Raw genomic sequence first — 17,477 nt, 5'->3', positions numbered from 1 at the left:
CAGACTGCCTATGGATTCGAGTCAACAGCGATCAGGATGCCTGCCCTCGACCTCTCGGACGACGCAGTGTGTCCCGACGCAGCGCGCAGTTCGGCAAGAAGACGATCCGGCGGCCGGTATCAGGAGATCCGCGAGACCTGCACCGAGACCGTCGCCCCGTCGCCTTCGGGGACGGCGGCCAGAAGCGCGTCAGCGACCTCGCGCGCCGCCTCGGGAGTGCTCGCGGAGCGCGCCACGCCGATCCGGGTGACCACCGTGGTCCCATCGTCTGCGGAGACGACACGCACGCGATTCAGCCGATCCAGGTCGTGCGCGAACACGGCGCCGACGATCTGCGGCAGCTGCGCGATCGAGCCTCCGGCGGCGAACACGTCTGTGACCCCGTGGACGTCGTACACGGCTGTCGTCAACGCCGTCTCCAGGATCCCGTCGACGTCGACGACGACATCCACCTCGACGTCCACTGCTGCTGCAGCCGTGGCATCGAAGGCCGCGCCCGGGCCGGAATCCCGATCAGGTGTAGGGGTGAGGCTCGTCATCGCTGCCCTTCCTCGGGGATGTCCCCGTGCAGATCGTCGATCGAGATGTCGACCGCCTCGACGTGCAGTTCGGTGTGACGCGCGAGGGCTTCGAGGATCCCTGTGCGCAGCGCGGTGGTGACCGGCAGGATGGGCCGCCCGAACGCGATGCTCGCCGTGATGGTCACCACGATCGGCGCTCCCGGCCTCTCGACGTCGCCTTCGAGTCTGCAGCGGCCGACGACGACATCCGGGATGTCATCGCCCACGGAGCGGATCAGCGCACGCACCGCGCCCTCGGTGACGGAAAGCGTGACCCGCGGGTCGGGGTGATGCAGGGGCAGCGCGCGACCGGCTCGCACCTCGGTCTGGATGTTGCTCATGATCCCCTGGAACCAGCTCTCCGGAATGGGCGGCTGCTCGGCGATGTCCTGGGCGAGCAGGTCCCGGGACAGCTGGGACACGCGGGCGAGTCCCTGCAGCGCGTTCAGGCACTCGGGGCACGTTTCGATGTGCGGGTCGCGCGGGAACCGGTCGGCGGCGAGATAGTCGCTGAGGTCCTCGATCGTCTTCCCGCAATCGAGCGTGCGGTGGGTCATGTCGGTCACCGCCATCCCTCCATCTGCGCGTAGATACTCGAACGTGCGCGAGCCAGCTTGCCTCGAACCGTCGCCTTCGGGATCTCCATGTCCTGAGCGATCTCGTCGTAACTGAGTTCGGCCACCTCACGCAGAAGCCAGCACCGCCGTTGGTCTTCGGGCAGCGCATCCAGCGCGACCGAAAGTGCACTGAGCTGCGCATTGCGCACCGCGACGTTCTCGGGATGGAAATCCTCGCGAACGGTGATCTCCGCAAGCGGCAACCCGACGTCGTCCGGCCTCCGCCTGATCTGCGTGTACGCGATCCTACTGGCGATGCGCATCAGCCAGGCCTTGACCGCGGCGGGGTCGCGCAGCTCCGGCAGTTTCCGCCACGCGGTGTAGAAGGCCTCCTGGAGGACGTCGTCCGCCGCGGCGTGCGACCCGACGATGCGGGCAACGTACGCCTTCATGAGCGGACCGTATCGGCGGATCAGCGCCTCGAACGCCTCGGCATCGCCGTCCGCCGCTCGTTCGGCGAGGATCTCGTCCGCGATGGTGCGGAAGCGATCGGATCCGGGTCCGCCGGGCCGTTCGGTCATGTCCCCGGAAACTCCCCTGAACTTTCTTGTGACGTTTTCGCTGTCACGAGCGTCTTACCTGTAGAGCGACGATAACGCTCCGGTGCAGCACCGTTCGGTGTGACGCCTGACCCTTGACAGATGGAGGATTCCATGGCTACCGAAGACAAGACCCTTTCCGCGACGACCGTTCCTGCGACCAGCTCGCGGGTGGACCGCGCGTTCGGCACCACTGCCGGCGCGATCGTCGAGACATCCGCAGGACGCACGACGATCGCCGACGGCGTCGTCGCGAAGGTCGCCGGCATCGCCGCGCGCGAGGTCCGCGGCGTCTACGCCCTCGGCGGCGGAGGTGCCCGCGCCCTCGGTGCACTGCGCAGCGTCGTGAACGCCGATGACCTGACCCAGGGCGTCCGCGTCGAGGTCGGCGAGACGCAGGCCGCCGCCGACATCACGATCGTCGTCGAGTACCCCGTGCCCGTGCACGAGGTGGCCGCGAACGTCCGCGCCGCAGTCTCGGCTGCGATCACGTCGCTGGTCGGCCTCGAGGTCGTCGAGGTCAACGTCGACGTCAACGACGTCCACCTGCCCTCCGACGACAACACCACCGTCGAGGAGTCGCGCGTCTCATGAGCCCGACAGTGACCGGCGCCGTGTTCGGCGCCATCCTGGCCGTATCGATCATCCTCTTCGGCTTCTGGGGATTCCTCCTCGTCGCCGTCTTCGTGGCCGTCGGTGCGCTGCTCGGGCGAATCGTCTCCGGCAAGCTGGACGTACGCGGCCTCGCCAACGCGTTCAGCGGTCGCCGCACCTCCTGATGAGCGCGGCACAAGCCGGCCGGCTCGGCGGCGATCTCGCAGAGGTCGCCGCCCGGACGCCCTCGACTGACGCGGATCGCTTCTCGGGCCGCATCAGTGTGCAGCCACGGGTGCTCGAGAAGATCGCGCACGAGACATCGGCCTCTGTCGTCGGAGTGGAGCGCGGGAGCATCTCGGTGCAGGTCGCGGAGGGCTCGAAGGGTGTTGCCGTCCGCCTGTCGACACCGCTCCCGGTACCCGATCTGGACGACACGGCGGCCATCCGGGACGGCGAGCCGGTGCTCGTGCGTGTCGGGCGCATCCAGGAGGAGGTCCGCGACCGCGTCGCGCACCTGATCGGCAGGGACGTGTCCCGCGTCGACATCACCATCACCGGCGCTGTCATCGCAGAGAAGAGGAGAGTGAGATGAGCACCCCGGCATTCCGCAGGATCGTCCGCCGTGAGACGCACTCGCCTCGCACGGTCGCGATGTTCATCGCCGTCATCCTGCTGATCCTCGCCCTCGTGTACGTGGGCGTGGAGATCGTGCTGTACCTGCTGGCGCAGCCGGCGCTGCTGCTCGGACCGGGCGCGGCACTCGGATGGATCGTCGGGCTCCCCACGGCTCAGCCGGCGGGTCTCGTGATCCTGGGCGGCGTCGTCCTGGCGGTTCTCGGACTCGTGTTCCTCGTGCTGGGGCTGGGGCCCGGCCGACTGCCCAAGCACGAGATGTCGGGCGACCGTCGAGCCGTCGTCGTCGACAACGGCGTGATCGCGTCATCGCTCGCCCAGCGGATCAGCGAGGAGACGGGCATCCAGCGCGACGACATCACCGTGGGGGTGTCGCACCGCACGGTCGATGTGACCGTCCGCTCCGGATTCGGCGATCCCCACGAGAAGGAGCCGATCGCCCGCGTCGTCGACGCCGAACTCGAGCGCTACGCGCTCATCCCCTCCGTGACGTCCCGTGTACGCGTCACCAGTCCACCGGAAAGGGACCAGGACCGATGAACGACACCAATCGCGCACTCAACAGGATCGTGCTCATCATCGTCGGTATCGCCCTGCTCGCACTCGGAGCCGCTGTCGTGACGGTGATGGCGCTGCCGGTCGCAGCCGACTACTGGACCGGGGCTACCGAAGCCGGCCGCACCTGGATCGATGACGCGATCGCAACGACCATGATGGGCGCGACCGCTCTGAGCGGCCTCGCGATCGGCGTGCTCGCCCTGATCGTGCTGCTGGTGATCCTGCTCATCGTCGTCCTCACCCGCATCGGCGGCGGACGCACCCGAACGGTGCTGCGCGGCAGTGGCTCGGACAACCCCCTCGGACGCGTGCACGTCCGAGCAGGCTTCGTCTCGGACGCCTTGCAGCATTCCCTGCGGGAACGCTCCGACATCCTGTTCTCGAGCGTCAGCGCGAACGACGTCCGCAAACAGCCTGTGATGCACGTCAGCGTCACACCCCGGCAGAACACCTCACCCAAGCAGGTGCTCGAAGACGTGGACCGACTGGTCTCGAACCTCGCTACCCTGACCGGCGAAGAGGTTCCGACCTACATCTCGATCCACTCGGGACTGAGATCCAGGCTCGCGCGCGACCAGCGCCGCCTCGCCTGAGCACAGTCCGCAACCACCCACAAGAAAGAAGGAGGATGCCATGGGCATCGGAGACGACATCAAGAACAAGGCCGAAGAACTCGTCGGCAAGGGCAAGGAGACCGTCGGCAAGGCGACCGACAACGACAAGCTGGTCGCCGAAGGCAAGGCCGACCAGGCCAAGTCCGGCGTCAAGCAGGTCGGCCAGGACGTGAAGGACACGCTGACCGGCGACAAGTAGCACGCGACGACGCGGAACGGGATGCTGGGGCTTCGGCCGCGGCATCCCGTTCGGCGTATCGCGAGTCGAACGCACCGCGGATCCGACGCACGTCAGCCCGGCGTCACGCACGATCCGGCCCCTAGTCTGGACGACGCGGAGATCGCGCCGAGGGGCGCACCGCACGAAGGAGTGAGATGTCCGGACTCAGCACCGACTGGGCTCACGATGCCGCGGCGATCCGCCGCCATCTGCGCGAGAACGCGGGCGAGCCGGACGCGACGTTCGAGCGCCGGTTTGACGAGCATTTCCCGACGCTGCACGGCCTGTTCGCGCAGCTGTACGGCGAGCGCGACGACGGACTCGAGCAGCTGGCATCCGTCGTCGCCGAAGCCGCGGCGTCGTGGACCGCCCGTCCGCTCGAGCTGAAGGCCCGCGATGAGCAGCGCGAGCAGGATCCGCAGTGGTACCTCTCGAACCGCATGCTCGGCGGGGTCTGCTACGTCGACCGTTTCGGCGGTTCGATCCGCGGCATCCGCGACAGCATCCCGTATTTCGAAGCGCTCGGGCTCACCTATCTGCACCTGATGCCACTCTTCGAGAGTCCTGATGGGAATTCCGACGGCGGCTACGCGGTCTCCAGCTACCGACGCGTGAACCCTGCCCTGGGCACGATGGACGAGTTGCGCGATCTTGCGGCCGACCTGCGGCTCGCCGGCATCTCGCTCGTGGTCGACTTCATCTTCAACCACACCAGCAACGAGCACGAGTGGGCGCGCAAAGCGGTCGCGGGTGCACCGGGCTACGAGGACTTCTACTTGATCTTCCCCGATCGCACGATGCCCGACGCCTACGAGCAGACCGTCCGCGAGATCTTCCCCGACGACCATCCCGGCTCGTTCGTCCAGCTGCCCGACGGCCGGTGGATCTGGGCCACGTTCTACTCGTTCCAGTGGGACCTCAACTACGCCAACCCGTCGGTGTTCCGTGCGATGGCCGGCGAGATGCTGTTTCTGGCGAATCAGGGCGTGGAGGTGCTGCGCATGGATGCCGTCGCCTTCATCTGGAAGCGACTCGGAACGCCGAGCGAGTCGCTGCCCGAGGCGCACCTGCTGATGCGGGCCTTCAACGCGGTGCTGCGAATGGCAGCGCCCAGCCTGCTGTTCAAGTCCGAGGCGATCGTGCATCCTGACGAGGTCATCGAGTACATCTCGCTGGAGGAGTGCCAGCTCTCCTACAACCCGCTGCAGATGGCGCTCACGTGGGAGGCGCTGGCCACGCGCGACCCGCGGATGCTGCAGCAGGCGCTCGAGCGCCGTCACGCGCTGCCGCCCGGTACCGCGTGGGTCAACTATGTGCGCAGTCACGACGACATCGGGTGGACGTTCGCCGACGAGGACGCCGCAGAGCTCGGGATCGACGGTCATCCGCACCGCCGGTTCCTCAACGACTTCTACGTCGGGAGATTCCCGGGCACCTTCGCGCGCGGAGTGCCGTTCCAGGAGAACCCGAAGACCGGGGATGCCAGGGTCACCGGCACCACGGCGTCGCTGGCCGGTGTCGAAGCGGGCGATCCTGCGGGGGTGGATCGAGTTCTGCTCGCGCACGCGATCGCGCTCTCGACCGGCGGTATCCCGCTGCTGTATCTCGGCGACGAGGTCGCCCAGCTCAACGACTACTCGTACCGCGACGACCCGGATACTGCCCAGGACAGCCGCTGGGTGCATCGCCCGGCTCGACCAGCGGCACGGTATGACGAACGAGCGGATGCCGGCACCGACGCCGGCCGTGTGTTCACGGGTCTCTCCTCGCTGATCCTCGCGCGTCAGGCCGCACCCGAGTTCGCCGGGAACGACCTGGTGGGCTTCGACCCCCGGCATCCTTGCGTGCTCGCCTTCCAGCGCCCCGGCGAGACGACCACCGTGCTCGTCCTCGCGAACGTCGGCGACGATCTGGCGCTGGTGGACCCGCTGACCCTGAGCGGATTCGCGGATGAGGCGACCGACATCGTGATCGATGCCGAAATCGACCTCACCCGCGGGATCGCCCTGCCGGCGCACGGGTTCGCGTGGCTGCGGGTCACGCCTCGCTAGACGGGTCGCCGGCGTCTGCGCGCCGCGACCGGCGGGCGCCGGGAGTCGTGGGGATGCTGCCCGTCGAGACCAGTTCGCCGTCATCCGCCGTGACTCCGCTGCGCAGCTGCGCCTCGAGCGCCTCGGCCTCGTCCCCGCTGATGGCCTCACCGCGCGCGACGAGCCCGGCCACGTCGGACAGCGGAATCTGCTTCAGGAACAGCGACAGGATGAACGCGAGGGCGATGAACGGCACCAGATACCAGAACACCGGGGCCAGCGCGTCCGCGTAGGCGGTGACGATGCCGTCTCGGACCTCGTCGGGCAGCTGCCCGAGCGTCTGCGGGTCCAACGTGGAGGTGGCGTTCGCCGCCTCGCCGGCGGTCGCCCCCGCCGCCGCGAAGACGCCCTGCAGGTTCTCGGTGAGGCGTGTGGTGAAGATCGTGCCGAACACCGCGGTGCCCAGTGCCGCGCCCACCTCGCGGAAGTAGTTGTTCGTGCTGGTGGCCACGCCGACTTCGGCTGCCGGCACGGCGTTCTGCACGACGAGGACGACGACCTGCATGATCAGGCCCAGGCCGGCACCGAAGAAGAACAGGAAGACGCAGATGAGCCAGATCGGGGTGGACGCCGTCAGCGTCGTCATGGCGATCATCGCGAGGCCGGTGACCACGGTGCCGACGATCGGGAAGATCTTGTAGCGACCCGTCCGGGTGATCAGGAGTCCCGACGCGATCGAGGTCCCGATCAGGCCGACCATCATCGGGATCATGAGGAGACCGGATGCCGCGGCCGAGGTCCCGGAGGACATCTGCAGGAACGTCGGGACGAAGCCGATGGCCGCGAACATGCCGATGCCCAGTGTCAGGCCGATGGCGGTGGCATTGAGGAACACCGGGTTGCGGAACAGGCCGAGCGGGATGATCGGATCCTTCGCCCGAGCCTCGGTGAGGATGAAGGCCGCGACTGCGGCCAGCATGCCCACACCCCACGCCCACGTGCCGAGATGGCCCCAGCCGAAGTCTTTGTCGCCGCCGAAGTCGGTGAAGAAGATCAAACAGGTCGTCGCGATCGAGAGGAAGACGACCCCGAGGATGTCGATCGGCTGCGTGGCCTTCTTGTTCGGCAGCGTCAGGGCGAACAGCGCGACGATGAACGCCGCGATGCCCAGCGGGATGTTGATGTAGAACGCCCACTGCCACGTGAGATGGTCGACGAAGAATCCGCCGAGAAGCGGGCCGGCCACTGCTGACAGCCCGAAGATGGCGCCCAGCGGACCGAGGTACTTCCCGCGCTCGGACGCCGGAACGATGTCGGCGATGATCGCCTGCGACAGGATGATCAGCCCACCCGCCCCGAGGCCCTGCATCGCGCGGAAGATGACGAACATCCAGAAGTCGCCGGCGAACGCGCAGCCGATCGAGGCCAGCGTGAACAGTGCGATCGCGACCAGGAACAGCCGTCGACGGCCGAGTACATCGCCGAACTTGCCGTAGATGGGCATCACGATCGTGGTGGCCAAGAGGTATGCCGTGGTGATCCACACCTGATGGTCCACGCCGCCGAGCTGGCCGACGATGGTGGGCATCGCGGTGGAGACGATCGTCTGGTCGAGGCTGGAGAGCAGCATGCCGACGATCAGCGCGCTGAAGATGATCCAGATGCGCCGTTTCGTCAGAAGCAGCGGCCCGGCGGCGCTGGTCGCGCTCGCGGCTTTCGCGGAGGTTTTCATGGGTCCGTTCGGGTTCAGGAGGTGAAGATGTCACGGGCGGCGTCGACGCGCCGCAGGAACAGGGTTGGGAAGTCGGATCCTTCGTCGCCGAAGTACTCGAGCATCGTGGGGCGCAGGAGCGCGCCGATGACGTGGACGACGGTGGCGGCGCGCAGGGCGTCGCCCGCGTCCGGGCGGCGCTGGACGAGGGCGATATCGTCTCGCTCGCCTTCGGCGGCCAAGCCGATGAAGTGAGCGAACAGCCGCGGCTCGCGCTCGAACACGCGGCCCAGCTCTTCCGCCTCGGCCTTCGTCAGCGTCATCCGGTGCCAGCGCTGGATGTGCAGGTCGACGAGGTCATCGACCAGCGTGCCACCGGCGACGACGAACGCCGCTTCGAGATCGCCGGCCGTATCGCGCACCGGGATGCCGAGGACGGCGTTCTCCTTCGACGGGTAGTAGTTGAAGAACGTGCGGCGCGAGACGCCGACCTCCGAGCAGAGCTCTTCGATGGTAAAGCCGGAGAACCCACGCTCGGCCGTCAGCCGACGGGCCTCGGAGCGCAGCGCACTGGTCGTTTCGGCCTGGCGGCGTTCGCGAAGGTTGAGTGCACTCTGCTCCATAGAGTGCATTGTTGCACTTTATGGGTTAGCGTGCAAAGTAACCGGAGTGCGCGGGCTACGGCCGCTGGAAGGCGACCAGTCCGATCGTGTTCCCCTCGCTGTCGCGGATGAACGCCTGCCACTCCTCGTAGCCGTCCGGCCCGAGCGCATCGCCGTGATGCGTGAAGATGACGTGCGGCTCGCGCACGACGTCCGCGAGCCCGTCGAGCCGCTCCAACGTCGCGTGCACGTTGTCCACGTGCAGGTACACCAGCGATGAGGGGGCGTTGCGATCGAGCAGCAGGCGGACGCCGTCCAGGTCGAAGAACAGCATGCCCGGCTCGTCGAACCGGGCGCTCGGCGGCGTGTCCAGCAGCACAGTGTAGAAGTCCGCCGCGCGGTCCAAGTCCTCTGCGCGCTGCGCGATCTGGGCGAATCTCATGTGTCCTCCGAGTGTTCGGTGGACAGTCTGCCAGCGAGTCGGATGCCGCGGGCGCCCGACCCGCGCTTACAGGCCCACGGCCGCCATGCCCGCCTCGTCGTAGCGGTTGCCTGCGACGCCCACGCTGTCGGCGAGCGCGTCAAGGCGTGCGATGTCATCGGCCGAGAGCGCCACCGTCGTCGCGCCGGCGTTCTCGTCCAGGCGTTCGCGACGCCGCGTGCCTGGAATGGGCACGATGAAGGGATGCTGCGCCAGCAGCCATGCGAGCGCCACCTGTCCCGGGGTCGCGGCGCGATCGGCAGCCAGCGCCTTCACCCGGTCCACGAGCGCCTGATTGGCGCTCAGGTTCTCCGCGGCGAACCGAGGGACGCGCGCGCGGATCTCGTCGGGAGCGAACGTGGAGTCGGCGGTGACGGTGCCGGTCAGGAAGCCTTTGCCCAGCGGGCTGAAGGGGACGAACCCGATTCCGAGCTCGATGCACAGCGGGAGGATCTCCGGCTCGGGGTCGCGGGTCCACAGCGAATACTCGCTCTGGATCGCGGTGACGGGGGTGACGGCGTGGGCGCGCCGGGCGGTCGCCGCGCCCGGCTCGGACAGCCCGAAATGCTTCGCCTTGCCTTCCCGGATGAGCTCGCCGACCGTCCCCGCGACATCCTCGATCGGTACCGCCGGGTCGACCCGGTGCTGATAGAGCAGGTCGATGGCGTCGATCGCGAGGCGCTGCAGGGATCCGTCGACCGCGCGTCGGATCTGCTCGGGACGTGAATCCACCCCCTGCGACCTGCCGTCGCGGATGTCGAAGCCGAATTTCGTCGCGAGCACCACGCGCTCCCTGATCGGCGCGATGGCCTCGCCGACCAGCACTTCGTTGTCGTAGGGCCCGTAGACCTCGGCGGTGTCGATCAGCGTGACGCCCTGCTCGACCGCGTACCTGATCACGCCGATCATCTCGTCGCGGTCGCCCGGATTGGGACCGTAGCTCTGCGACATCCCCATGGCTCCGAAGCCGACGGCCGACACCTGCAGGTTCTTCCCGAGCGTCCTGGTGTGCACGATGTTCCTCCTCGTTCGCGTGCTTCGAGCATGCACCCGCCCGAGCTGCGGAACCAGGTACGGCCGGACCCCCTCACGCCGGATCGCGGATTCCGCCCTTCCCGGCAGCGCCCCGCGCCGCTACCTTTGCCGCATGAAGACGACCATCGTGGGAACGACCATGCCGGTGCTGGAGATCACGCTCGAGGCCGGAGAGCAGATCATCGCCGAAGGCGGTGACGTGTCGTGGCTCACGCCGGGCTTCGACATCGAGACCTCGACCGGGTTCGGCTCCGGCGGCAAGGGCGGCTTCATGAGCGGGCTGAAGCGGATGGTCGGAGGCGGTCAGCTGTTCCTGACGCAGTACACCGCGTCAGGAGCGGGTGGGTTCGTGGCGTTCGCCGCACAGCTGCCCGGCACGATCCGTGAGCTCACGATCGACCCGGCCGACCAGTTCATGGTGCAGCAGGGCTCGTACATGGCCAGTACCCCGCACGTCGAGGTGTCGGTCGGGCTGCAGACCAAGCTCGGCGCGGGGATCTTCGGCGGCGCCGGTGTCGTGTTCCAGAAGCTCGCCGGGCAGGGCACCGCGTGGGTGCAGCTGGCCGGCGAGATCGTCGAGTACGAGTTGCAGGCCGGTCAGTCCATGCTGATCCACCCCGGCCACCTGGCCCTCTACCGCGCCGAGATGCCGTTGGAGTTCGCCACCATCAAGGGCATCAAGAACAAGTTCTTCGGCGACTCGCTCTTCCTGGCGAAGCTGAGCGGACCGGGGCACGTGTGGCTCCAGTCGATGACTCCGGCCAAGCTGGCGGCCGCGATCGAGCCCTACCTGCCGGACAAGTCCTCCTCGTCGAGCAGCTGAGCGCCGAATGCCGCGCTGTCAACCCGTCGCCGCGGCATCCGATCATCGCCAGTGTGGAGCCATGGACACCGACAAGCAGAACACCCAGGGCACCCCCGGCGAGGACGAAGAGGCCGACACCGCGTCGGGTGGCGCGCCGGAGGCGCCCGACACGACCGACGAGAACGACCGGCCCCTGGACAACCCGTCCGGAGGCTGAGAGCGGATGGCCTTCAGTCTGGAGACGAAGTCGGATGCCGCCGGCCTGCGCCGCACCGGATTCCCCTCGATCGGCGATGCGAAGATCGCCTCGGGGGTGGGCGCCGGCGAGATCGACGCCGCAGCCGTGTACGAGGGCGACTCGCCGGAGTTCGGCGACGGCACGCTCGTGTCGCTGATCGGCCGTGAGACGGGCTGGCTGGACGTGCACTCCGCCCCTGCGCCGCAGTGGTGGAATGGCATCGAGCCGGAGATCCGGCGATGGATCCTCGGTCATGGCCCGGCGAGCCTGCCGTCCTTCGTCTGGATTCCGATCGTGTCGGCCGGCGGTGCCGTGCAGACCGTGCAGTGGGACAACTCCGATCCCGCCGGCATGACGGTGACGCTCAGCGATGAACAGTGGGCGGAACTGCAGCGGGAGTTCGAGGCGCTCTCGTAGATTAGAGGGAATGCGCCTCATCTTCGTCCGTCACGGACAGACCCCCGCCAACGTCAAAGGGCTGCTCGACACGCGAGTGCCCGGGCCCGGCTTGACCGCATTGGGCCTGGAGCAGGCCGCCGCGCTCCCCGAAGCGCTTGCCGGCGAGGAGATCGACGCGATCTACGTGTCGAACATGGTCCGCACGCAGCTGACCGCCGCCTATCTCGCCGCTGCGCGCGAGCTCGAGACGATCGAGCGGCCGGGTCTGCGTGAGATCGGCGCCGGCGACCTCGAGATGCGCGGCGACATGGCGTCCGTTCGCGTCTACCTCTCGACCGTCTACGACTGGACCGGCGGAAACCTCGACCTGCGCATTCCGGGTGGCGAGAGCGGCGCGGAGTTCCTCGCACGCTACGACGAGGTCATCGACGAAGCGGCCCGGGAGCACTCGACGTCGGTCGTGATCGTCAGCCACGGGGCCGCCATCCGGGCGTGGGCATCGCTGCGCGCGACCAACCTGCCACCGGATTTCATCATGCATCACACCCTGCACAACACCGGCGTGGTCATCGCCGAGGGCGATCCGGAAGCGGGGTGGAGCATCCAGAGCTTCATGGGCGAGGCGATCGGCGGCGACAGCGTCGACTCCGCCGCGTCAGGTCCGGCAGGCGAACCGGCGTGAGCTATCCGGTCATCGGCAGCCGCCGGGACGATCCGTCCGCAGCTCGTGATGCGCGGAAAGCGGGGGAGAGCCGACGAGTAGGCTCGCTCAGATGAGCGATCTCGGCGACCCGCGGCATCCGCTTCCGGAGCACTCCCCGATCGAGACGGTGGCGACCTTCTTCGCCCATTACGACGACGATCTGATCTTCGCAAATCCGACGCTCACTCAGGCGCTGGAGAGCGGATGCCGCACCCGCAGCTTCTTCTTCACCGCCGGTGACGCCGGCAAAGGGATGTCGGAGTACGTCGCCGGTCGCGAGCAGGGCATCCGCGCGGCGTACGACGCGATGCGCGGACGGTCGGGCGCGTGGACGGATCGGACGGAGACCCTCGGCAACGGGCTGCGTGTGACGGTCACGAGCCCGGACGACGATGACAGGGTCGCGCTGATCTTCTTACGCCTTGCGGACGGCGGACTCGGCGGCAACGGGTATGAGGCCACCGGTCGCAACAGCCTCCGGAATCTCTTCACGGGGTACAAGACGCCGATCCGAGGGCTCGACAGCGACCAGGACATCACCCTCGAGCTTCTGCGCGGGGCGGTGATCGAGCTCATCGCCGAGTACCGGCCGACGCTCGTGATCACCAACAATCCCACGTTCGCCGACGGCGCGGACGGCGACCACCCCGACCATCAGACCGTCGGAAGCCTCGTCGCCTCCCTCGTGGACGACGGCCTCGTCGATGCACGTCTCGTGCGCTACGCGGTCGGCTACCCGGCGGCGGAGCGTCCCGCGAACATCGAGAGCGACGCGTTGCGCCGCAAACTCGAGGTCTTCGCGGCGTACGCGGCTGATGACCCGGTGGTGGCTCGTGCGCAGCCCGAGGAGTACCTGGCGGTGCGAGGTTTCGGCGACTGGCTGCAGCGGCAGTACCTCGTGCCGCACGACGAGCTCGTCCGGGTCGGCGCGGGGCGCTAGTTCACGCTTCGTGCCGCCCGCGTCGTCAGACGAACCGCACCCAGTTCGCACCGACGCCGGTCTCGGCCCGTTGCACCAGCTCGAGCTGATCGTCATCGACCGTGTACAGCGACACGGTGGTTGACCGCTCCCCCGCGACGACGAGGTGGGCACCGTCGGCGCTCAGGTCGAAGCCGCGCGGCTGCGGCTCCGTCTCGGTGAACCCGACGGGCGCGGATACCGCGCCGTCCCGTGCGACCGCGACGGCGGCCACCGTGCTCTCGGTGCGCTCGGAGGCCCAGAGGTGCCGCTCCCCCGCACCGAAATGGAGATCGGCGCCCCAGATGAGGTGTTCGGCCCGCGGGTCGGCGCCGATCCGGCTGTGCCGGAGGCCGCGCGACGGGTCGAAGGCGTCGGCCGCGCCGACGAGCTCCAGCACTCCGCTGTCGGTGTCGCGGCCGAAGTGCAGCACCTCGCAGGAGAACTCGGTCAGCACGTACACGGCATCCTGCGCGGCGTTGATGACCAGGTGCCTGGGTCCGCTCCCCTCCGGTGCTGCCACCGTGGCGGGGTGCAGCGGCTCAAGACGGAGGTCCGCGGTGAGCGCGTACTGCGCGACCAGGTCCGCTCCGAGGGAGACGAAGTAGGCGAACCGGCCGTCTGCGCTCGGCAGCACCGAGTGCAGGTTCGGGAACGCGATCCGCGAGATCTCCTCGCCGACCACACCGTCCTCCACCGCGCAGCTGATGCCGTAGCCTCCGCCGTAGGAGGCGCCGAGCAGGCAGCCGCCATCGCGCGACAGGGCGAGGTAGTTCATCCCGCCATCCGGCAGGTCCAGCCGTGATCGTGGAGTGAGCGTGCCCTTGGCGCGATCGAGTTCGAGCGTGACGATGCCTGCGGACTCGCCTTCTCGGCGCGGCTTCACCGCCGCATAGACGAGGTTGCGGCTGGAGTCCACCGCGAAGGTCGAGCAGCCCTCGAGGCCCTCCGTGACGGACAGCCGTTCCAGCGAGCCATCGGCGAGACGGAAGGCGCTGATGCTGCTGTCACCGGCGTTGGCCACGAGGAGGAGAAAGGGCTCGGTCATTCCTCGATCGTACGGGTCGCCGGCGGCAGTGACGCCGGTCAGCCGTCGCGATGCAGCAGACCGTCGCGGAGCTCGATGAAGTACGTCGGCTCGACCGATATGGATCCCGAATACGGCCGGTCGAAACCGGCGATGGCGAAGATCAGCATTGCCACGAAGACCGCGATGAGGCCGGACATCGCGAGGTGGACACGTAAGCTGCGAGCCTCGATGAGGCCGAGGAGCACTGCGTTGAGCACGGCACCGACGGTGAGCACGATCCACAGCACACCCGGCAGCTGGAGTTCGGTCACCGCCACGCGGGCGCGACGGTCGGCCACGAACTGGTTGAACGCGTCGATCGTCTCCTCCTGGACGTTCGACTCGGCTTCGGTCTGCGGCTGGAAGCCGAAGAGCAGGCGTTCGATCTTGTCCACCTCGTCGGTCGTCTCATTCGGAAGATCACCCGACGACTGCGCGGGCCACTCCACCTCGATCACCCGCGAGGTGTAGTCGGTGAGCAGCGTCTGCAGCTCGCCTCTCTCCGGTTCCGGGAATCCCGAGGCATCCCGGTAGAGCACCGCGACCGACGACGATTCCTGCAGCACGATCGCGTCAACGTCGGAGAAGTCCGCGTACGAAGCGCTGGCGATCAGGGCCAGGGTCACACCGTAGAACACGCCGTAGACCGCGACGGCATAGCCGAGGATGCGGTCCCATTCGCCGCTGCCGCGCGAGGTCCTGCGCACCCAGCGACGCAGGCTGAGCAGGATCAGCCACGAGCCGGCGACGACGAAGGCGATGAACAGCGGAAGTCCGACCCACATCGGGAGCGCGTAGAGCCACATGAGCATCATTCTGTGGCATCCCCGTCCCTGCCCACGGCGATCGGGCATCCTCACTCCCGAACGGACACCGTCGACCGCTATCGTGAACCCGCTCCCCGCTCACCGACGGGCAGGGGCGGACCGTTGTCCCGCGCAGAACGGGACGACATGAACTGGAGGACGAACATGGGCTTTGTGACGACCGGCGATGGCGCTGAGATCTACTTCAAGGACTGGGGCAGCCACGACGCCCAGCCGATCATGTTCCACCACGGCTGGCCGCTGTCCGCCGACGACTGGGACGCGCAGATGCTGTTCTTCCTGGGGAAGGGCTACCGGGTCATCGCCAGCGATCGCCGCGGGCACGGCAGGTCCTCGCAGATCAGCACCGGCCACGACATGGACCACTACGCGAGCGACGCGAGCGCCGTCGTCGAGCATCTCGATCTGCACAACGCCATCCACATCGGACACTCCACCGGCGGTGGTCAAGTCGCTCGCTACGTCGCGCAGTACGGAGAGCCCCAGGGACGCGTCGCCAAAGCGGTCCTCGTCTCGGCCGTACCCCCGCTGATGGTGCAGGCCGAGGCGAACCCGGACGGCACGCCGATCTCGGTCTTCGACGGATTCCGCGATGCGCTGGCAGCCAACCGTGCCGAGTTCTTCCAGGCCGTGGCATCCGGTCCCTTCTACGGTTTCAACCGCCCGGGAGTCGAGGCCTCCGAGCCCGTCATCGCCAACTGGTGGCGTCAGGGGATGACGGGCAGCGCGCTCGCGCACTACGAGGGCATCAAGGCCTTCTCCGAAACCGACCAGACCGAGGACCTCAAGGCGATCACCGTGCCGGTGCTGGTCCTCCAGGGCGATGACGACCAGGTGGTTCCATACAAGGATGCCGCGCTCAAGCAGCACGAGCTGCTCAGCAACTCGACCCTCAAGATCTACGAGGGCTACCCGCACGGCATGCTGACCACGCACGCCGACGTCCTGAATGCCGATCTTCTGGCGTTCATCCAGGAGTAGAGCGCCGACCGGTCGGACGCCTCGTCGCAGAACCGCACCGCAGGAGCGCCGCGGAGTCCGCGGCGCTCCTGCGTGCATCACACGCCCTGCTGCGTTCGGTGGCGTGGCGGCCGATCAGCGGGTGGGCACCGCTGAGTCGGTCGGGACGTCGACGATCGCCTCGGCGGTGGTGTCCACAACGGAGGCAGGCGCCGTCGTGATTCCGCGTCGGATTCGCTGCGCACGCGGCAGACGCCCCGCACGGCTCGCCTTGGTGCGCCCGTAGGTGACGTAGATCGGGATGCCGACCAGGAGCAGTCCTCCGACGAGGTTGCCGAGCACCGTCGGGATCTCATTCCAGATCAGGTAGTCGCCGATGGTGAAATCGCCGCCCAGCAGCAACCCGGACGGGAACAGGAACATGTTGACGATCGAGTGCTCGAAGCCCATGAAGAAGAACAGCATGATCGGCATCCACATCGCCATGATCTTGCCAGGGACGTCCTTGGCGACCATCGCCATCACGACGCCGGTGGCGACCATCGCGTTGCAGAGCATCGCGCGCACGAACAGCGTCAACATGCCGGCCGCACCGTGTTCCGCGTAGCCCACCGTGCGATTCTCTCCGATGTGGCCGATGGCCTCCCCGACCTCGTTCGGCGGAGTGGACCAGCCGTTGGTGAAGACGATCGCCATGAGGAGGGCGACCGCGAAGGCACCGATGAAGTTGCCGACGAAGACCAGGCCCCAGTTGCGCAGGACGCCGCCCAGCGTCACCCCGGGACGCCTGGCGAGCCATGCCAGCGGCGCCAGGACGAACACACCCGTCAGCAGGTCGTATCCGAGCAGGTACAGCATGATGAACCCGACCGGGAACAGGACGGCCCCGAGGAGTGGGATGCCGGTCGTCACGCTGACGGTGACGGCGAACGCGGCGGCGAGGGCGAGCAGCGCACCGCCCATGATGGACCGCACGATCGTGTCGCGCGTGGACAGGAAGATCTTCGTCTCGCCGGCAGTGATCAGGTCGGTGACGAGATCCGTTGGTTTCACGTACGTCATGGAACACGCTCCAAAGGTGAAGTGATTCGCGACCGTCTGTCGGCCTTGACCCGACGCTAAGGCGCCGCCGTTTCTGCGTCGTATCCCGTGCGGACAGCTTTGATTGCGGAGTTCGCTCAATGCGGACAGAGCCGTTGTGAGATCCGGCGCTGCGTGGCGGCTTCTCACAATCTGTCGACCGCGACTGTGCGAACAATGTTCGCCGCGGGAAACGCACGGAGGGAGGGGCGCGAAATACGACCTTCCTAGTGTCGAGGCA

23 protein-coding genes are annotated in these 17,477 nt (G+C 67.8%); 13 read left to right on the top strand and 10 right to left on the bottom strand.

Features of this window, described 5'->3' with window-relative positions:
- Window positions 1-119 precede the first annotated feature (119 nt).
- Genes BLT19_RS05600 through BLT19_RS05590 form a run of 3 tightly spaced genes read right to left on the bottom strand, consistent with a single transcriptional unit; the run spans window position 120 to window position 1,698 of the window.
- Window positions 120-539, bottom strand: coding sequence for a hypothetical protein (locus tag BLT19_RS05600; protein ID WP_157681766.1), 420 nt, complete (start codon window positions 537-539; stop codon window positions 120-122).
- The gene (locus tag BLT19_RS05595; RefSeq protein WP_091487492.1) at window positions 536-1,132 is read right to left on the bottom strand and encodes a hypothetical protein; all 597 of its coding nucleotides are present in this window, start codon (window positions 1,130-1,132) and stop codon (window positions 536-538) included. Before BLT19_RS05595 ends, BLT19_RS05600 begins: the two co-directional genes overlap by 4 nt.
- Window positions 1,123-1,698 (bottom strand): RNA polymerase sigma factor, encoded by a 576-nt coding sequence (locus tag BLT19_RS05590; protein WP_091487490.1) that lies wholly within the window; start codon window positions 1,696-1,698, stop codon window positions 1,123-1,125. Before BLT19_RS05590 ends, BLT19_RS05595 begins: the two co-directional genes overlap by 10 nt.
- A gap of 132 nt (window positions 1,699-1,830) precedes the next feature.
- Between BLT19_RS05590 and BLT19_RS05585 the strand changes: the two genes are divergently transcribed.
- The 7 genes from BLT19_RS05585 (at window position 1,831) to BLT19_RS05555 (ending at window position 6,389) form a co-directional block, all read left to right on the top strand.
- Window positions 1,831-2,310: an Asp23/Gls24 family envelope stress response protein gene (locus BLT19_RS05585; protein WP_091487488.1), complete on the top strand. Its 480-nt coding sequence runs from the start codon at window positions 1,831-1,833 to the stop codon at window positions 2,308-2,310.
- The gene (locus tag BLT19_RS05580) at window positions 2,307-2,495 is read left to right on the top strand and encodes a DUF2273 domain-containing protein (RefSeq protein ID WP_091487486.1); all 189 of its coding nucleotides are present in this window, start codon (window positions 2,307-2,309) and stop codon (window positions 2,493-2,495) included. Before BLT19_RS05585 ends, BLT19_RS05580 begins: the two co-directional genes overlap by 4 nt.
- Complete coding sequence (locus tag BLT19_RS05575) at window positions 2,495-2,905, top strand: Asp23/Gls24 family envelope stress response protein (RefSeq protein WP_091487484.1); 411 nt, start codon at window positions 2,495-2,497, stop codon at window positions 2,903-2,905. Before BLT19_RS05580 ends, BLT19_RS05575 begins: the two co-directional genes overlap by 1 nt.
- Window positions 2,902-3,486: a DUF6286 domain-containing protein gene (locus BLT19_RS05570; protein WP_091487482.1), complete on the top strand. Its 585-nt coding sequence runs from the start codon at window positions 2,902-2,904 to the stop codon at window positions 3,484-3,486. The genes BLT19_RS05575 and BLT19_RS05570 overlap by 4 nt, the downstream gene beginning before the upstream one ends.
- Window positions 3,483-4,097 carry a hypothetical protein gene (locus BLT19_RS05565; RefSeq protein ID WP_091487480.1) on the top strand — a complete coding sequence of 205 codons (615 nt, stop codon included), beginning with the start codon at window positions 3,483-3,485 and terminating at the stop codon, window positions 4,095-4,097. The genes BLT19_RS05570 and BLT19_RS05565 overlap by 4 nt, the downstream gene beginning before the upstream one ends.
- A gap of 40 nt (window positions 4,098-4,137) precedes the next feature.
- The gene (locus BLT19_RS05560) at window positions 4,138-4,317 is read left to right on the top strand and encodes a CsbD family protein (protein ID WP_091487478.1); all 180 of its coding nucleotides are present in this window, start codon (window positions 4,138-4,140) and stop codon (window positions 4,315-4,317) included.
- Between the two features lie 176 nt (window positions 4,318-4,493).
- Complete coding sequence (locus BLT19_RS05555) at window positions 4,494-6,389, top strand: amylosucrase (RefSeq protein ID WP_091487470.1); 1,896 nt, start codon at window positions 4,494-4,496, stop codon at window positions 6,387-6,389.
- Here the strand turns inward: BLT19_RS05555 and BLT19_RS05550 are convergent.
- From BLT19_RS05550 to BLT19_RS05535, 4 genes are all read right to left on the bottom strand, one after another.
- On the bottom strand, window positions 6,376-8,100 hold the full coding sequence (locus BLT19_RS05550; protein WP_091487468.1) for an MDR family MFS transporter: 1,725 nt from the start codon (window positions 8,098-8,100) through the stop codon (window positions 6,376-6,378). The genes BLT19_RS05555 and BLT19_RS05550 overlap by 14 nt on opposite strands.
- Window positions 8,101-8,114: 14 nt before the next feature.
- Window positions 8,115-8,702 carry a TetR/AcrR family transcriptional regulator gene (locus tag BLT19_RS05545; RefSeq protein ID WP_091487465.1) on the bottom strand — a complete coding sequence of 196 codons (588 nt, stop codon included), beginning with the start codon at window positions 8,700-8,702 and terminating at the stop codon, window positions 8,115-8,117.
- Between the two features lie 55 nt (window positions 8,703-8,757).
- Window positions 8,758-9,123, bottom strand: coding sequence for a VOC family protein (locus tag BLT19_RS05540; RefSeq protein WP_091487462.1), 366 nt, complete (start codon window positions 9,121-9,123; stop codon window positions 8,758-8,760).
- Between the two features lie 66 nt (window positions 9,124-9,189).
- The gene (locus BLT19_RS05535; protein WP_091487459.1) at window positions 9,190-10,176 is read right to left on the bottom strand and encodes an aldo/keto reductase; all 987 of its coding nucleotides are present in this window, start codon (window positions 10,174-10,176) and stop codon (window positions 9,190-9,192) included.
- 133 nt (window positions 10,177-10,309) lie between these two features.
- Here BLT19_RS05535 and BLT19_RS05530 point away from each other — a divergent pair, with 133 nt between their 5' ends.
- The 5 genes from BLT19_RS05530 (at window position 10,310) to BLT19_RS05515 (ending at window position 13,282) form a co-directional block, all read left to right on the top strand.
- The gene (locus tag BLT19_RS05530; RefSeq protein ID WP_091487457.1) at window positions 10,310-11,020 is read left to right on the top strand and encodes an AIM24 family protein; all 711 of its coding nucleotides are present in this window, start codon (window positions 10,310-10,312) and stop codon (window positions 11,018-11,020) included.
- Between the two features lie 61 nt (window positions 11,021-11,081).
- A complete protein-coding gene (locus BLT19_RS17760; RefSeq protein WP_172825594.1) occupies window positions 11,082-11,219 on the top strand; it encodes a hypothetical protein in 138 nt (45 codons plus the stop codon).
- A 6-nt stretch (window positions 11,220-11,225) separates the two neighbouring features.
- Window positions 11,226-11,657: a hypothetical protein gene (locus tag BLT19_RS05525; RefSeq protein ID WP_091487455.1), complete on the top strand. Its 432-nt coding sequence runs from the start codon at window positions 11,226-11,228 to the stop codon at window positions 11,655-11,657.
- 10 nt (window positions 11,658-11,667) lie between these two features.
- Window positions 11,668-12,321: a histidine phosphatase family protein gene (locus BLT19_RS05520; protein ID WP_091487453.1), complete on the top strand. Its 654-nt coding sequence runs from the start codon at window positions 11,668-11,670 to the stop codon at window positions 12,319-12,321.
- A gap of 91 nt (window positions 12,322-12,412) precedes the next feature.
- Window positions 12,413-13,282, top strand: coding sequence for a PIG-L deacetylase family protein (locus BLT19_RS05515; RefSeq protein WP_091487451.1), 870 nt, complete (start codon window positions 12,413-12,415; stop codon window positions 13,280-13,282).
- Between the two features lie 25 nt (window positions 13,283-13,307).
- Here BLT19_RS05515 and BLT19_RS05510 read toward each other — a convergent pair whose 3' ends face one another.
- Both BLT19_RS05510 and BLT19_RS05505 read right to left on the bottom strand, forming a co-directional pair.
- The gene (locus tag BLT19_RS05510) at window positions 13,308-14,348 is read right to left on the bottom strand and encodes a lactonase family protein (RefSeq protein WP_091487449.1); all 1,041 of its coding nucleotides are present in this window, start codon (window positions 14,346-14,348) and stop codon (window positions 13,308-13,310) included.
- A gap of 38 nt (window positions 14,349-14,386) precedes the next feature.
- Complete coding sequence (locus BLT19_RS05505; RefSeq protein WP_231917810.1) at window positions 14,387-15,175, bottom strand: bestrophin-like domain; 789 nt, start codon at window positions 15,173-15,175, stop codon at window positions 14,387-14,389.
- Window positions 15,176-15,340: 165 nt separating this feature from the next.
- Here BLT19_RS05505 and BLT19_RS05500 point away from each other — a divergent pair, with 165 nt between their 5' ends.
- Window positions 15,341-16,177, top strand: a complete 837-nt coding sequence (locus BLT19_RS05500) for an alpha/beta fold hydrolase (protein ID WP_091487445.1) — start codon at window positions 15,341-15,343, stop codon at window positions 16,175-16,177.
- Between the two features lie 114 nt (window positions 16,178-16,291).
- Here the strand turns inward: BLT19_RS05500 and BLT19_RS05495 are convergent, their stop codons facing one another.
- A complete protein-coding gene (locus BLT19_RS05495) occupies window positions 16,292-17,218 on the bottom strand; it encodes a formate/nitrite transporter family protein (RefSeq protein WP_091487444.1) in 927 nt (308 codons plus the stop codon).
- Window positions 17,219-17,477: the final 259 nt, after the last annotated feature.

Source organism: Microbacterium pygmaeum (genome assembly GCF_900100885.1).
Lineage (GTDB): Bacteria > Actinomycetota > Actinomycetes > Actinomycetales > Microbacteriaceae > Microbacterium > Microbacterium pygmaeum.
The sequence above is the reverse complement of the archived record's forward strand: the minus strand, read 5'-3'. Positions and strand labels throughout refer to the sequence as shown.